12 protein-coding genes are annotated in these 15,630 nt (G+C 66.0%); 10 read left to right on the forward strand and 2 right to left on the reverse strand.

Annotated elements, in window-relative coordinates:
• Nucleotides 1-49 precede the first annotated feature (49 nt).
• From QSV35_RS05135 to QSV35_RS05175, 9 genes are all read left to right on the forward strand, one after another.
• Entirely contained in the window at nucleotides 50-1,375 is a 1,326-nt protein-coding gene (locus QSV35_RS05135; protein ID WP_286287346.1) for an ABC transporter substrate-binding protein, read from the forward strand.
• Between the two features lie 51 nt (nucleotides 1,376-1,426).
• Nucleotides 1,427-2,431, forward strand: coding sequence for a carbohydrate ABC transporter permease (locus tag QSV35_RS05140; RefSeq protein ID WP_286287349.1), 1,005 nt, complete (start codon nucleotides 1,427-1,429; stop codon nucleotides 2,429-2,431).
• Nucleotides 2,431-3,246 (forward strand): carbohydrate ABC transporter permease, encoded by an 816-nt coding sequence (locus QSV35_RS05145; RefSeq protein ID WP_286287350.1) that lies wholly within the window; start codon nucleotides 2,431-2,433, stop codon nucleotides 3,244-3,246. Before QSV35_RS05140 ends, QSV35_RS05145 begins: the two co-directional genes overlap by 1 nt.
• A complete protein-coding gene (locus QSV35_RS05150; protein ID WP_286287352.1) occupies nucleotides 3,243-5,720 on the forward strand; it encodes a glycoside hydrolase family 2 protein in 2,478 nt (825 codons plus the stop codon). Before QSV35_RS05145 ends, QSV35_RS05150 begins: the two co-directional genes overlap by 4 nt.
• On the forward strand, nucleotides 5,717-6,679 hold the full coding sequence (locus QSV35_RS05155; RefSeq protein ID WP_286287354.1) for a glycoside hydrolase family 113: 963 nt from the start codon (nucleotides 5,717-5,719) through the stop codon (nucleotides 6,677-6,679). Before QSV35_RS05150 ends, QSV35_RS05155 begins: the two co-directional genes overlap by 4 nt.
• On the forward strand, nucleotides 6,676-7,644 hold the full coding sequence (locus tag QSV35_RS05160; RefSeq protein ID WP_286287356.1) for an N-acetylglucosamine kinase: 969 nt from the start codon (nucleotides 6,676-6,678) through the stop codon (nucleotides 7,642-7,644). Before QSV35_RS05155 ends, QSV35_RS05160 begins: the two co-directional genes overlap by 4 nt.
• 73 nt (nucleotides 7,645-7,717) lie before the next feature.
• Entirely contained in the window at nucleotides 7,718-9,784 is a 2,067-nt protein-coding gene (locus QSV35_RS05165) for a cellulase family glycosylhydrolase (RefSeq protein ID WP_286287358.1), read from the forward strand.
• Nucleotides 9,785-10,014: 230 nt separating this feature from the next.
• A complete protein-coding gene (locus QSV35_RS05170) occupies nucleotides 10,015-11,706 on the forward strand; it encodes a cellulose binding domain-containing protein (protein WP_286287360.1) in 1,692 nt (563 codons plus the stop codon).
• 94 nt (nucleotides 11,707-11,800) lie between these two features.
• A complete protein-coding gene (locus tag QSV35_RS05175; RefSeq protein WP_286287362.1) occupies nucleotides 11,801-12,226 on the forward strand; it encodes a GyrI-like domain-containing protein in 426 nt (141 codons plus the stop codon).
• Nucleotide 12,227: 1 nt separating this feature from the next.
• Here QSV35_RS05175 and QSV35_RS05180 read toward each other — a convergent pair whose 3' ends face one another.
• Entirely contained in the window at nucleotides 12,228-12,686 is a 459-nt protein-coding gene (locus QSV35_RS05180; RefSeq protein ID WP_286287364.1) for a MarR family winged helix-turn-helix transcriptional regulator, read from the reverse strand.
• Between the two features lie 72 nt (nucleotides 12,687-12,758).
• On the opposite strand from QSV35_RS05180, the gene QSV35_RS05185 reads away from it, so the two are divergent.
• Complete coding sequence (locus tag QSV35_RS05185) at nucleotides 12,759-13,763, forward strand: NAD-dependent epimerase/dehydratase family protein (RefSeq protein ID WP_286287823.1); 1,005 nt, start codon at nucleotides 12,759-12,761, stop codon at nucleotides 13,761-13,763.
• A 229-nt stretch (nucleotides 13,764-13,992) separates the two neighbouring features.
• Here QSV35_RS05185 and QSV35_RS05190 read toward each other — a convergent pair whose 3' ends face one another.
• The gene (locus tag QSV35_RS05190) at nucleotides 13,993-15,624 is read right to left on the reverse strand and encodes a DUF6119 family protein (protein ID WP_286287367.1); all 1,632 of its coding nucleotides are present in this window, start codon (nucleotides 15,622-15,624) and stop codon (nucleotides 13,993-13,995) included.
• Nucleotides 15,625-15,630: the final 6 nt, after the last annotated feature.

Consider the following 15,630-nt stretch of genomic DNA (forward strand, 5'->3'; position numbering starts at 1 on the left):
GCGGGACGCCCCGCCTGGATGCGGGGCACATCTACAAGGGAGTAATCACATGGCAACACGCAAGGCATTGATCGGCCTTGCTGCGGTCGCAGCGATCTCGGCGCTGGCCCTCGCGGGCTGCTCGGGAAGTTCGGGCGACACCAGCAGCTCGTCGGGCAAGCCCTCCGGCTCGATCAAGTTCCTCACCAACCGTACGGACCTGAAGACCGACGGCACGTGGGACCGCTACGTCAAGGAGTTCAACCAGAAGTACCCCGACGTCAAGGTGACTGTCGAGGCGCACACGAACTACGAGGACGACGTCAAGACGCTCATGTCGACGCCGAACGGGTACGGAGACGCGCTCCTGATCCCGGACGCGGTCGGCACGGACCAGTTCGCAGACTTCTTCCAGCCGTTCGGATCGCTGTCCGACGTGGAGAAGAACTACCGCTTCGTCGCGGACAAGGCCGTGGACGGCAAGGTCTACGGTCTCGCGATCGGTGGCAACGCGGCCGGTGTCCTGTACAACAAGGCCGTGTGGGACAAGGCCGGCATCACCAAGCTGCCGACCACGCCGAACGACTTCCTCAGCGACCTGAAGCTGATCAAGGAGAAGACCACCGCGACGCCGTACTACACGAACTACAAGGACGGCTGGCCGCTCGCCGGGCAGTGGACCGACCAGTGGGCGGGCATCGCCGGAAGCGGTCAGTTCGAGAACAAGCTCGCCAAGGACAAGAGCCCGTGGGACTCGGGCAAGCCCGCGGCCATCGGGGACGGCCTGCTCTATGACATCGTTCACGACGGTCTGAGCGAGTCCGACCCGCTGACCACGAACTGGGAGCAGTCCAAGAGCGACTTCGCGACCGGCAAGATCGCGACGATGGTCCTCGGCTCGTGGGCCGTCTCGCAGTTCCAGGCTGCCGCGACCGCCGCAGGGGCGGATCCGAAGGACATCGCGTTCATGGCGTTCCCCACGAACATCGACGGCAAGCAGTACTCGAAGATCGGCGGCGACAAGCGCATGGCGATCAACGTCCACTCGAAGAACCAGGCTGCCGCCCGCGCATGGGTCGAGTGGCTCGTGAACGACAGCGACTTCGCGCTCTCGCAGGGCATGATCTCGCCGTCGAAGGCTGTCAAGGAGCTTCCCGCCAACCTGTCGTCCCTCAAGACGGCCGGTGTCGAACTCTTCGAGAACGTGCCCGCGCCGTCGAGCGAGGCCGGTCTGCTGAACAACGTCGCTGACGCGTCGAAGGTCGACATCTGGGGCAACATCTACCGCCAGAAGCTCATCGACACCGCGCGTGGACAGGCGTCCGGCGACAAGGCGTCGTTCTTCGCCCAGCTCAACCAGCAGTGGGGCGCTGCCGTCGCGCAGCTCGCCAAGTAATACCCGAACCCCCCCTCGGTCCGAGTGGACCGGAGTCTCCAAGGAGCGAACATGTCCGTCACCGCGACGGGTCCCGACCCGATCGGAGTCTCCGGTCCTCTCCACGGCGCAGCCGACGTCGGTCTCCACGGCCCGGCTGCCTCCCCCCGCAGGCGTCGCCGACGCCGCGGGGGGAGCGGCCCCGCCGGCCGCGGTTTCCTCTCGGCCGTCACGCCGTACCTCTTCATCCTGCTGGCGGTCGGTCTGCTCCTTCTCCTGACCTACCTGCCGGCCGTAAACATGGTCTGGTACAGCTTCCTCAAGTGGAACGGGATCAGCCCGCGGCAGACATTCGTCGGCTTCGACAACTACGTCGAGGTCTTCACTGACCCTGCGGTATTCGGCGTGTTCCTCGTCAGCCTGTACTACTTCTTGGGCTCGTTCGTGCAGATGGCGATCGCTCTCTACTTCGCCGCGCTGCTGAGCTTCAAGACGCGGTTCTCGAGCTTCTTCCGCGGGGTGATCTTCTTCCCCTACCTCATCAACGGCGTCGCGATCGGCTTCGTCTTCCTCTACCTGTTCCAGCCGGGCGGCACGCTCGACACCGTGCTCTCCTGGGTCGGTGTGCAACACCCGCCACAGTGGCTCGGGGATGCCTCCATCGCGAATCTCTCGCTCACCGCGACGTCGGTGTGGCGTTTCACCGGACTGAACTTCGTGCTCTTCCTCGGCGCCATCCAATCGATCCCGGGTGAGATCTACGAGGCCGCCGAGCTGGACGGTGCGAACCGCTGGCAGCAGTTCTGGTCGCTCATCTTCCCCGGCATCCGCCGGATCATCGGACTCTCCTTCATCCTCGCCGTCGCCGGCAGCCTGTCGGTGTACGAGATCCCCCTCATCATGACCGGAGGAGCGAACGGCACCGCAACGTTCGTCATCCAGACCCTCCAGACCGCCTTCCAGTACCACGCGGTCGGGCTCGCCTCAGCGATGGCCGTGGTCCTGCTGGCGATCGTGCTCGTCGTGACCTGGATCCAACGAAGAGTCTTCCCCGACGAGAAAGTGGAGCTGTCCTGATGCGCGCGTTCTGGGGACTCGTCAAATACGTCTCCCTCATCGTCGCCTGCCTCCTTGTCCTGGTCCCGCTGTCGGTGGTGCTGTTCGCCAGCTTCAAGACGCCCAAGGAGTACGCCACCACGGGGCCGCTCTCGCTTCCGAGCAATTGGTTCAACTTCGAGAACTTCGCTATCGCGTTCCGGCAAGGTGGCATGCTCGAGGGCTTCGTGAACACGACGATCGTGCTCGTGATCTCCCTGGCGATCACGATTCTCGTCGGCACCATGGCCGCCTACGCGATCGACCGGTTCCAGTTCCGCGGGCGCGGCCTCGTGATGGCCCTGTTCCTGATCGCCACCCTCATCCCGAGCGTCACGAGCCAGGTCGCGACCTTCCAGATCATCGCCGGGATCGGGCTCTTCGACACGAAGGCCTCGCTCGTGCTGCTGTTCGCAGGTACCGACATCGTCTCGATCTACATCTTCATGCAGTTCATGTCCTCGATCCCGACGTCCCTCGACGAGGCGGCAATGATCGACGGCGCCAACCGCTGGACGATCTATTGGCGCGTCGTTCTGCCGCTGCTGAAGCCGGCGATCGCGACCGTGATCATCATCAAGGGCATCGCGATCTACAACGAGTACTACCTGCCCGCCCTCTATCTCCCCTCCGAGGGGATGATCTCCACCTCGCTGTACCGGTTCAAGGGACCGTTCGGGGCGCACTGGGAGATCATCACCGCGGGCACCATCCTCGTCATCATCCCGACCCTGATCGCGTTCCTGTTCCTCCAGCGATGGATCTACAAGGGCCTGGTCGCAGGAGCAGTCAAGTGACAGACACCATCATCAACACGGCCCCACCGGCACTCACCGGTCGCGCGCTCTCCACCGGATGGACCGTACGTGCCGCTGGCGGCAAACTTCCCCAGCCGTTCGCCGCCCGGCTGGAGGCGGCGATCCCCGCAGAAGTCCCTGGCGTGGTCCACCTCGATCTCCTGCGTGCGGGGATCATCCCCGATCCGTACCTCGACGACAACGAGTCGCTCCTTGCGTGGATCGGTCTCGTCGACTGGACGTACGAGACGGTATTCGACCTGACCGCGCTGGAGCTCGTCGCGCACTCCCGGCACGACCTCGTCTTCGACGGCCTCGACACGGTCGCGACCGTGTTGCTGAACGGGGCAACGGTGGCGGAGGTCGCCAACCAGCACCGTTCGTACCGGATCGACGTGCGGCGACATCTGCAGGTCGGTGCCAACGTTCTCACCGTGGCGTTCCGCAGCCCTGTGCGCGCTGCCGACACCCAGAGCGTCGTGCTGGGCGCGCGGCCGCGCCCTTACCCGAGCCCCTTCAACTCGATCCGCAAATCGGCATGCAGCTTCGGCTGGGACTGGGGCATCTCGACGACCACCTCGGGTGTCTGGCGGGCCGTGCGACTGGAGTCCTGGTCGGGCGTGCGTCTGGCCGAGGCTCGTGTCGTTGCGACGCCCGAAGGTACGGGCGGACGCGTGGATGCCGCCGTCCGCATCGAGCGGGACGACACGGACCCCTTCCCGGCATCCGTCTCGCTCGACGCAGCGGGCGTGCGCGCCGACATCACGATCCCTGCGGAGGCGGATCAGGGAACGTTGACTGTCGCTCTCGACAAGGTCGACCTGTGGTGGCCCACCGGTCATGGCGCCCAGCCGCTGTACGACGTCACGGTCTCGCTCGGCGAGGACGTGGCGCGACGCCGCGTGGGCTTCCGGACGCTCCACTGGAACACAGCACCGGATGCCTCCGGCACGCCCTTCGAACTCGTGGTGAACGACCGTCCGATCTACGTCAAGGGCGTCAACTGGATCCCCGATGACGCCTTCCCCTCCCGTATCGACCGCGCCCGGTACGCGCAACGCCTCGAGCAGGCGAAGGCAGCCAACCTCAACCTCATCCGTGTGTGGGGGGGAGGTATCTACGAGACGGACGACTTCTACGACCTGTGCGACGAGCTGGGCCTGTTGACCTGGCAGGATTTCCTGTTCGCCTGCGCCGCTTACAGCGAAGAAGAACCGCTGCGCGGCGAGGTCGAAGCAGAGGCGCGGGAGAACGTCGCGCGCATCGCGCATCACGCCTCCCTTGCCCTGTTCACCGGGAACAACGAGAACCTCTGGGGCTACGAGGACTGGAACTGGAAGGCGCTGCTCGACGGCAAGACGTGGGGCGCGTACTACTACTACGAGCTGTTCCCCGCGGTGATCGGCGCGCTGGCGCCCCAGGTTCCTTATGCCCCGGGAAGCCCGTTCAGCCCGGGCGGCCAGCATCCGGCTGACGAACTCCATGGGACCACGCACTTGTGGGAGCAGTGGAATCGGCTCGACTGGGCGACCTACCGCGACCACCGGCCCCGTTTCGTCGCCGAATTCGGCTGGCAGGGCCCGCCGGCATGGACGACGCTCACGCAGGCCCTCAGCGATGACCCGATGACGCCCGACTCGCCCGGGATGATCGTGCATCAGAAGGCGATCGACGGCAATGCCAAGCTCGCCACCGGTCTCGTCGCCCATTACCGCATCCCTGACGACATGGAGAACTGGCACTGGGCCATGCAGCTGAACCAGGCCAACGCTGTGGGTACCGCGCTGTCCTGGTTCCGGTCGCTCGCCCCGTACAACGCGGGAGCGGTGGTGTGGCAGCTGAACGACTGCTGGCCGGTCACCTCCTGGGCGGCGATCGACGGCTACGGGCGTGAGAAGCCCCTGTTGCATGCCATCCGAAACGCCTTCGCGTCACGCGTCGTGACGATCCAGCCATCCGATGGTGCGCTTCGCGTCGTGGTCGGCAATGACACGGACGCGTCGTGGGCCGGGCAGCTCACGATCACGCGTCGCTCGTACGACGGCTTGGTTCTCGAGACGCAGATGGCGGTCGTCGATGCATCCCCCCGCTCGTCCGTCACGGTTCCCGTCGATCTCGCCGCTCCGGTCGATGCGTCGTGCGAACTGATCGTGGCCGAACTCGGCGGGGCGCGCGGAGAGTGGTTCTTCACCGATCCCCGCGACAGCGCGCTTCCGGCTCAGCAGACGGCAGTGGTCGTCGTCCCTGCCGCCGAGGGGTTCGACGTGACGGTGGTCGCTGACGGGCTCGTCCGCGATCTCACCCTGCTCATCGACAGAGTTGCACCCGACGCGCGCGTCGACTCCGGGCTCGTGACGCTCCTCCCGGGGGAGTCCCACACGTTCCGTGTGACGGGCGTCGAGGAGCTGGCCGCAACGGACGTCGCCCGGCCCGAGGTGCTGCGGTCGGGCAACCAGCTGGTGACGACTGCATGAGCGCCATCGATCTGTTGCGCGAACCCGTCTGCGGCATGACCTGGGGTTGGGTGGGCACCCGCGGCACGTGGGCGACGCCCGTGGCGGAGGCATCCCTCGACCGGATGGCCGAGCATGCCGTGACGTGGACCGCGATCGCCTATGCGGCCGAGCAGGCGACGCCGTTCTCCACGGAGATCCCGTTCGACCAGCCGCCGACGGTCACCGAGGACGAGATCGTGTGGGCGATCCGCGGTGCGCACGAGCGCGGGATGAAAGTGTGTCTCAAGCCCGTAGTCAACGTCGCCGACGGCACCTGGCGTGCCTTCATCGGGTTCTTCGATTGGGACGTGCCGGGCGAGCCGAGCTGGACCCAATGGTTCGCGTCCTACACGCGCTTCATCCTCAATGCGGCGGCCATCGCCGAGGCGGAGAGCTGCGAGATGTTCTGCATCGGCTGTGAGATGGTGCGCTCCGACGGCCAGGAAACGCACTGGCGTGAGCTCATCCGGAAGGTGCGTGATGTCTACTCAGGCCCGATCACGTACAACTGCGACAAATATCAGGAAGACCACGTCACGTGGTGGGACGCGGTGGACATCGTGTCCTCGAGCGGCTACTACCCGATCGGCGCGTGGGATACACAACTCGATCGCATCGAACGCGTCGTGGAAGCCTCGGGAAAGCCGTTCTTCTTCATGGAGGCCGGATGCCCCTCGCGCGAGGGATCGGCCCGGCTGCCGAACGACTGGAACCTCGTCGGCGAGCCATCGGGAGCCGAGCAGGAGACCTACTATCGCGCGATGTTCGCAGCGGTGCGCGCCCGGCCTTGGGTGGGTGGCCTCATGCTGTGGGATTGGCCGGCAGACCTCTACGACGAAACCGGTGCGATGGCGAACGACGACTACTGTCCCTATGGCAAGCCGGCGGCGCGGGTCATGGCCGAGCAGTACGCGGCGTGGGCGGCGGGTGCCGCATGACGTCCGCCAGCACCCTCTTCGCCCTCGACGCCGGGCAGACCGGCACCAAGGTGCGTGTGACGACGCCCGGTGCGGCTCCGATAGAGCTGATCCAGCCCGGCGTGCGTACCCACGAGCCGCTGTTGCCGCAACTCGCCGAGACGGTCCGCCGCGCAGCGGAGGAGACGCATCTGACACCGGACTCTGTCGCCGCCGGCGTCTCCGGCCTCACCTCCGCCGATGCGGATGCGCGCCGTCTGCTCAGGCTCGTGCACGCGACGGGCGCCCGTGATGTGCTGCTCGCCCACGATTCAGTGACCTCGTTCCTCGGCACCCTCGGCAACGAGCGCGGTGCGGTTGTCGCCGCCGGGACAGGGGTGGTGACCCTCGGTGTCGGCCGTGATGCCGTGGCGCGCGTCGACGGATGGGGCAACATCATGGGCGATGCGGGAAGCGGATACTGGATCGGCCGGGAGGCCCTGGACGCCGTCATGCGCGCGTACGACGGGCGCGGCGCGCAGACCGCGCTGACCGCGATCGTCCAGGATCGGTGGCCCGACCTCGCTGACGCGTATGTCCAGCTGCAGGGCGACCCCGACCGCGTGCGTGTCGTCGCATCGTTCTCCCAGGAGGTCGTCGCCCTCGCAGGCCATGATTCCGTCTCCGCGCGGATCTGCCTCGCCGCAGCGCGTGAACTCGCGCAGTCCGCGGCGACGGCCCTGCGCCGCGTAGGCGAGGGCCCCGTCGCTGACACGGCGGCCGAGGCCACGGATCGCACCGGCAACGACACCGCCCGCGTGAGCGCGATCGGCGGCGTGTTCCGTTCCGATCTCATCCGGTCCCGCTTCGAAGATCTGCTCGCGGAGGCGATCCCCGGGGTGGTATTCGAAGCGCCCCACGGCACAGGCCTCGACGGCGCGCAGGCGCTGCACACCCTGGCCGCGCAGCATCCGCTGCACACACTCGTCTCGGTCGCGACGGTCTGAGCCCGCGCTCCGCCCGTCGCGACCGCGGCACCTGGATCGGCGACCGCCGACCAGCCCCCCATGGAGGTCGAAGATGACAAGCATGAAATCGCGGCGCCTTGCCGCGTTGGCGACGGCGATCGCCGTTGCCGCCGTCGGACTGGTCGCCGTCTCGGCGCCAGCACAAGCCGCGCAGTCGCCACGCCCTGCCCCCGCGGCGTCGTTCGTGAAGGCGCAGGGCTCGCACCTGACGCTCGACGGAAAGCCGTACGAGTTCGCCGGGACGAACAACTACTACCTGGGGTACAAGTCGTCCACGATGGTCGACAACGTGCTGGACGACGCGAAAGCTGCGGGGCTGAACACGATCCGCACCTGGGGATTCCAGGATTTCCAGAACCCCGATGGCACGAACTCCGTGCAGGGCAGCTTCGAGGGCGTCTGGTATCAGGCGTGGGATTCCGCGGCGGGCAAGCCGGTCGTCAACGGCAGCGCTGATGGCCTGCAGAAGCTCGACTTCGCGATCGCGGAGGCCGGAAAGCGCGGCATCCGCCTGGTCATCCCGTTCACCAACAACTGGAACAACTTCGGCGGCATGGACCAGTACGTCCAGTGGGGTCAGACCGCGGGCCTCGGCACCTCCACCCACGCCGACTTCTACACCAACGCGACGATCAAGACGTGGTTCAAGACCTGGATCTCCACCCTCCTGAACCGCACGAACTCGATCACGGGCGTGAAGTACAAGGATGACCCGACGATCATGGCGTGGGAGCTCGCGAACGAGCCGCGCTGCACCAGCGCGGGGAAGTATCCGAACGGCACGTGCAACACGTCGACTATCACCGGATGGGCCGACGAGATGAGCACGTATGTGAAGTCGATCGACCGGAACCACCTGCTGTCGGCGGGGGACGAAGGCTTCTTCGATCTTCCGCAGAGCCAGTGGACCCTCGACGCGCAGTACGGGCAGTCCGGCTACGGTCCCGGCTTCGGTCAGGACGGTGCGGACGGCATCGATACGGTCGCCCTCGCGTCACTGAAGAACATCGACCTCATGTCGATGCACCTCTACCCGGACAGCTGGAAGACCACGGCAGCGTGGGGCGACGGCTGGATCGCTGCGCATGCGGCCGCTGCGCGGAAGATCGGCAAGCCGGTCTACCTCGGCGAGTACGGCATCGCCGACAAGGCCACGCGCATGCCTGTCTACTTCAATTGGCTGAAGACCATCCGGCAGACCGGTGTTGACGGATCGCTGTATTGGATGTTGGCGTCCCGTCAGGATGACGGCACGCTCTACTCCGACTACGACGGCTACACGGTCTACTGCCCGAGCCCGGTGTGCACTCTGATGTCCGACCAGTCGAAGCTCGTGTCCGGAGGGCTCGCGGCCGCGAAGACCCTCCTCGATGTCATCGCCGACAACGACGCCGCCACGGTCGAGAGGGACACCTCCGCGGACGTCGACCTCCTCGCGAACGACGTGTCGTTCACGCTTCCCGTTCAGGCGAGCACCCTCGATCTCGACCCGTCCGCGCCAGGCCGCCAGACATCGACGACCGCCCCGGGCGGATCACTCGCGATCACGACGGGCGGCACGGTTCGGTTCACGCCGACCGCCGGCTTCACCGGCAAGGCGGTCTTCTCGTACTCGGTGGGCAACGCCGTGCGGACGGCGTCCGCGAACCTGACCGTGACCGTGCGGCCGCGGCCCGGCGACCCTGTGCTCCTCGCCTCGTGGGAGGACGGGCTCGCCGGCTGGGCGCCCGCGAACTGGCAGTCCGATCCCGGCACGTTGAGCGTCGGCGCGACGGGCGCGACGAACGGCTCGCAGGCTCTGCAGATCGCTTCGAACGGTGCATGGTTCGACTCGCCCGCAGACAGCCCGACTCTGGATCTCACCACGCGCGCGTCGATCCAGTTCGACCTGACCACGCAGGCGGCCGGCACGTCCTTCTCGGTCGCCGTGCGCAGCGGCTCGGGCTGGACGTGGTGCCAGACGCCGTGGACGTGGGTGCCTGCAGGCACGGACCGCCAGCATGAGACCGTGGCCATCGACTCCTTCGGATGCGACACCTCCACGCTCACCGATGTGCACGACGTGCTCATCTACCTGAACGCGGGATCGTTCGCCATCGACAACCTGACCATCAACTGAGACGGCGGATGCCACGTCCCGGCGACGATCGCCCGGACGTGGCATCCGCACGCCCATTTGCGGATTTCGAGGCTGCCTTTAATGGGGCATTGGGCGGGTGGGGAAGAAGCCGGAGGCTCTTGCGCTAAAGCGCTTTATTCAATACCGTCGCCCATGGTCGGTCGCGGGAGCGCAGAAGCTCCCTTTATCACGGCATGAACCGACCAACTCGAAGAAGAGAGAGGGTAGGGATGAAGATCCAGTCATATCCGCGGCTCACGCGGCGCAGAACGATCGGCATCGCCGTCATCGTCGCGTTGATCGTCGCCTTCTGGGTGGCGATTCCGCGTGCCGCGAATGCGGACACGTCGACGTTTGTCACGCGCTGTGGCATCCACTTCTGTACCGCCGGAAAGGTGTCGTATTTCGCCGGCGCCAACTCGTACGACCTGTTCACCTACGGCTCTGGATCGGGTGACACCGAGACGCAGTACATGGACAAGGCTGCGATCGACCAGCAGTTCGCGAACATGCAGGCGGACGGCGTGAACCTGGTCCGTACCTGGATGTTCTCGCACGAGAGCTGGCATGGATTCGAGCCGACCCGCGGCGTCATGAACGAGCAGCAGTGGGCCGAGTTCGACTACATCCTGTACTCGGCATCGCAGCACGGCATCCGCGTCATCCCGACCTTCGAGAACTACTGGTCGGCGTACGGGGGGATCGGTCAGATTCTGAGCTGGAACGGAATGTCCAGTGGTGATCCGGCGAACGGCCAGTTCTTCGACCCCTCGAAGTGCGCCGGCTGCCTCAGCGACTACCTCTACGAGGTGGACTATGCCCTCAACCGCGTCAACCACTACACCGGAGTGGCGTACAAGAACGACCCGGCCATCTTCGCCTGGGAGCTGATGAACGAACCACGCCATCAGAACCAGACCCCGAACGACAACACCACGGGGACTGCCTTCAACGCCTGGGTGAGCACGGTCGGCGCGCACATCAAGGCGATCGACCCGAACCACATGATCACGACGGGCATCGAGGGTCAGGGAACGGAGTATGGATACGGCAGCGACAACGGCGTCCCGTTCGTCGCGACGTGCGCGAACGCCTACGTCGATTTCTGCTCGGCGCACATCTACCCGACGGAATACTGGGCGAATCTGTCCGTCGATCAGACCGCGGCGCTCGTAGCGAAGTACATCTCCGACGCGCACAATGTCGTCGGGAAGCCGATGTTCCTCGGCGAGTTCAACGTCGACTCCTCGCATCGCTCAACGTATTGGCCCGCGATCTACTCGGCCATCGAACAGAACCAGGGCGATGCGAGCGCCTTCTGGTGGTATGAGAACACAGGCAAAGACGGCACGTACGGCATCCTTCACGGGGACTCGATCCTCTCGGTCTTCGCGACGCATGCCCAGCACATGGCGGCGATGAGCGGGACGACGGCGACGAGCACGCCCACGCCGACGCCGACATCCACGCCGACGCCGACCGCCACGCCGACGGCTACGCCGACGCCGACGGCGACGCCAACCCCCACGGCCACGCCGACAGCGTCCCCCACGCCGACGCAGAGCGCGCCTCCCACGCCGACTCCCACGTCGACACCCGGGGGATGCAGTGTTCAGTACCACCTCGACGACTGGGGAAGCTCGTTCAACGCGAACGTCACGATCGTGAACTCCTCATCCGCGGCGATCAACGGATGGTCTTTGACATTCACGTTCCCCGGGACCCAGACCCTCAACTCGGCGTGGAACGCAATCGCCACGCAATCGGGTGAGACAGTCACCGCGACCAGCCCGTCGTGGAACGCCGCCATCCCCGCCGGGGGAAGCGCGTCGTTCGGCATGAGCGGCGCCTCGACCGGAGGAAACGGCACGCCGACCGGATTCGTTCTCAACGGCGCGATCTGCACGGTAACGCGTACCTAGCGTCTGTTCATGGCGGGTGCTACGCACCCGCCATGAACAGATCACGCGGGCGGATCTTTGACCGATACCGAACCCCGCCGAAGAAGGGAAGGCTGTGATCACCACACTCGAGAGGCCGGCGTTCGTCGTCGCCGGAATTCCCGTGCTCGCACCGTTCGAGCATTTAGCGTTTGCCGTGCCCGAAGCCTGGGCGGCCGCGTTCGCCGATCTCGAGGGGACTTTCGCGGAGGCGAGCACCTACATCAATGGGCGCTACCACGAGGTCGTGGGGATACTGGTCGACCTCGAAGATCACCTCGACGGGTTCGTGCACACGATCGTCCCTGCGGGGGAGTATGCCCATCTCACCCATGTTGGTCCTCGGTCGGCAATCGCCGACTCATTCGGAGGCATCGAGTCCTGGGCGCTCGATCACGGTCGTGTCGTCGGCTCATTCAAGCTCGACGTCGGGTATCAGGCGGACGGGATGGATCGCGTGCACGAGCTGTACGTGAGTCTTGTTCCGCGTGAGGCGAGCTGAGTCAGCGAAGGCGCAGCCTTCGGAGGTGGACGAGCAGAACTGCCTGTTCGTCCGGGTCCAATCCGTTCAGCATTCCCGAGGCGTGCACGCGCTCCGTGAGGGTGTGCCAGAGCTCGGCACCGTTGTCTGTGAGCATGAGTGTCCTCTTGCGGCCGTCGGTGGGATGCGATGAGCGTTCGACCAGTCCGGCCTCGACGAGTTTGTCTGTCGTGAGGCTGAGCGTGGAGGGATCGCGTCCGAGTCGGGCCGCGATCTCTCGCGGCGTGAGAGGCGCGGTCGCCGTCGCGATCATGCGGAGTGCGTCGCCCACCGAGGCCGGTACGCCGTACTCGAGCAGTGCCGCCGACACGATCGTCCTCGATGCGTCTGCAGCATCGAGGAGCAGGCTGATGATCTCCGACTTCCGCTCCGCGGCTTCCGCCGAACCCTGCCGGGCAACGGCATCCTGCATTCTTGCCATGCGTTTACGATAGCCCCTAAACTCAGTGAGTTACTCATTGAATAGAAGGAGCAACAACATGAGCGCAACGGAATCACGGAGGGTCCTCGTCACGGGGGGGGAACCGGCTACCTTGCGGGGTGGGTCATCGCCGGACTACTGGAGCGCGGCTATCGAGTGCGGACCACCGTTCGAGATGTCGGCAAGGCGTCGCTCCTGCTCACGTCGATCGGGGAGCGAGTCGGACCCGACAGGCTGGCCGCGCTTGAGATCGTCACGGCGGACCTTCTCGCGGACGAGGGCTGGGCGGCGGCCGCAGCCGGCACGGAGTTCGTTGTTCACCCGGCGTCACCGATCCCGCTCGACGCGAAGGCGGACCTCGTTGCGACCGCTCGCGAGGGCACGCGTCGCGTGCTCATCGCGGCTGCGGATGCCGGGACGCGACGCGTGGTCGTCACGTCCTCCGCGTTGACTGCGATGCCGCAGGACTCGGCGACGATCGCCACCGAGGACATTCGTTCCGAGCCTGTCGGCACTCGCGATCACCGGTACCCCGATTCGAAGATCCTCGCGGAGCGCGACGCGTGGAGCATCGCGGCGGCGACCGGGATGGAGGTGACTGCGATCCTGCCGACATTCATGCAGGGGCCACCCATCGGAGCGCGGACCGCGCCCGGCACGATCGACATCATGCGGCGCCTCGTCAGCGGCGCGTTGCCGGCAATACCGCGCATCGGCTGGAACATCGTCGACGTCCGCGACGTCGCGGAGCTGCACATCCGAGCGTTGGAGAACGCTGCGGCAGCGGGCCAGCGGCTCCTCGCGTCGGGCACCTTCCTCTGGTACTCGGGGGTCGCAGAGATCGTCCGGCGCGATTTCCCCGACGCTGCCTCCAACGTGCCGACGCGGCGCATGCCCAACACGGTCATCCGGGCACTGGCCCTCGTGAACCCGCAGTTGGCGAGCATCCGCCCCGAGCTAGGGCGCACCCACTTCGCGGACAGCGCGAAGGCACGTGAGGACCTGGGTTGGACCACTCGCGATGTGGAGGCGACCATCCGAGACACTGTCCAGTACCTCCTGACCAGAGGCTCTTGACCACCGGCGAGGCCTTCGCGGCGGACGGAGAGCCCAAGTATCCCGGAACGGCGACGCATGCGCTTCTACTGGTGACACGTTGTGCGGCATTGGTTTGCCGCCGGGCCTTTGGAGCTAACCGTGAAATCTCGCGGAAACTCGAGCCGCTCGACCGACAAAGCCACTGGAATCGAACAACCGGTGGTGGCGTCGCGCCTCGAGAGGATCGAGATGATCGGATCCCTCCGAGTCATGATGCAGCCGGCCGGGGAGGGACCGTGGCGATATGGACCTGCACGCCGAGGTAGCGGAGCGCATCGAACTGCTTAAGTAGGTTCACCTTCGTGAAGGTGAACAGCGTGTCGACGGTGACCGGCTTGTCGCTGCCGATCGCGAGGATCACTTCCTTCAATTCGGCCTTGTTGACGGCGCCTTCGCTTTCCTCGTCGATCCTGGCGCGCCACGCAGCACGGGCGTTCTCGTCGCGTGCCAGCGCGTCGGTCGAGACCAGCCCTTGCGCGAGGAGGTGGCTGAGGTCGGCGGAGCTTCGGCCACGCTTGACGTGGATCAGGACGCCCGGTGGGACGAACACGTCGCACGGCTCGATCCCGCCGCGCGAGTGCAGGGGCGTGGCAATCAACTTCCGGTCCAGGCAGTAGCCCGACAGCACCCTCGCGGCCTCCTTGTTGTAGTCGGCTTCAGGTTCTGGCCCCCACGGGGGCAGTTGCAGCGATGCCGGCTCCGCGAGGATCTCCTTGACGCGCTCGTCGATCCGGGCGAGGTACTGGTCGTCCATCCGGTACCAGCTGCCGTCGTGGAGGCAGAACCGCTGGTTGCCCTCCTCGACCTCGAAAGCCAGCCAGCGACGCAGCGGGACCGGCGTCGCCGCCAGGGTGTGGCTCTGCGGGTCTGCATCGCTGTGCAGTTCGACGCGCACCATCTTCAGCCGGTCCAGGATCTCTTCGCGTGGGACGTCGGCGAACCACCCGAGCACGTCCCCGATCTCCGGAGCTTGTTCCGATACCCGCCGCTGCCGATCGCCGAATCCGGTCACCTTGACGCTCATCACCGGGCCATGCGCATCGAGCCGCTCGTGGGGCCACGACACGCCCAGTCGATGCGGATCGGTGGAGAGCAGCGCGTCCACGAGCTTCTGATCTAGGGCCGGAACCCGGCTGTCCTGCGGCTTGAGGGCGATGAGCTGTTCGAGGCTCTCCAGGCCGGGGAGGACCGGTCGACGCGAGAGGTCTTCCAGCACGCCGAGGTCGCCCATAAGCCGGGCCGGGGACTTCGCGAGCGGCACGTTCAGCGAATCCGCGGCACGCAGCTGGATGACCTTGTCACCGACCGCGAGCTCCGCGATGCGTGCCTTCGCCTCGATCCGGCTAACGACTTCACCGTATCCGTCAACGCCGAGGTCGCGGATCGTGCTGCCGTTCGGCATCGAGCTCCGATCGACCCGAGCACGGTGGTCGAGGATCGTCTTCGTGAGCGACTTCACCTCCGCAGGGAGCGCTGAGCGGGCGACGATCCCCGAGCCAAACCCGAAGTCGATCTGCTCGGAGTCAAGGAAGTGGAACCCAGTTCCCCACGTGAGTGCCCAGATCACGTCGCCGGTGTCCTGGATAAGGAGCGCCGCGCCGGGGGAGCTGTTCGACAGCGACACCGACTGACCGGTGAGGAGCTTCAGATCCGTCGACCACTTCGCGCTGGTCGTGATCGAGCCTGTGACAAGCCGGGCAGGTCGGTGCTCGATCTGGAGGTCAGTGACCGTGAAGTCATCATTCGATTCCCTGCGCGCTTCCGTCAGCGCCGTCTCCAGCGTGCTACCCGCCAGCATCCGATAGAGCGTCGTGCGCTTGGTCGCGGTGATCTGCGCCATAGCCCT

The organism is Microbacterium candidum (assembly GCF_030315975.1).
Lineage (GTDB): Bacteria > Actinomycetota > Actinomycetes > Actinomycetales > Microbacteriaceae > Microbacterium > Microbacterium candidum.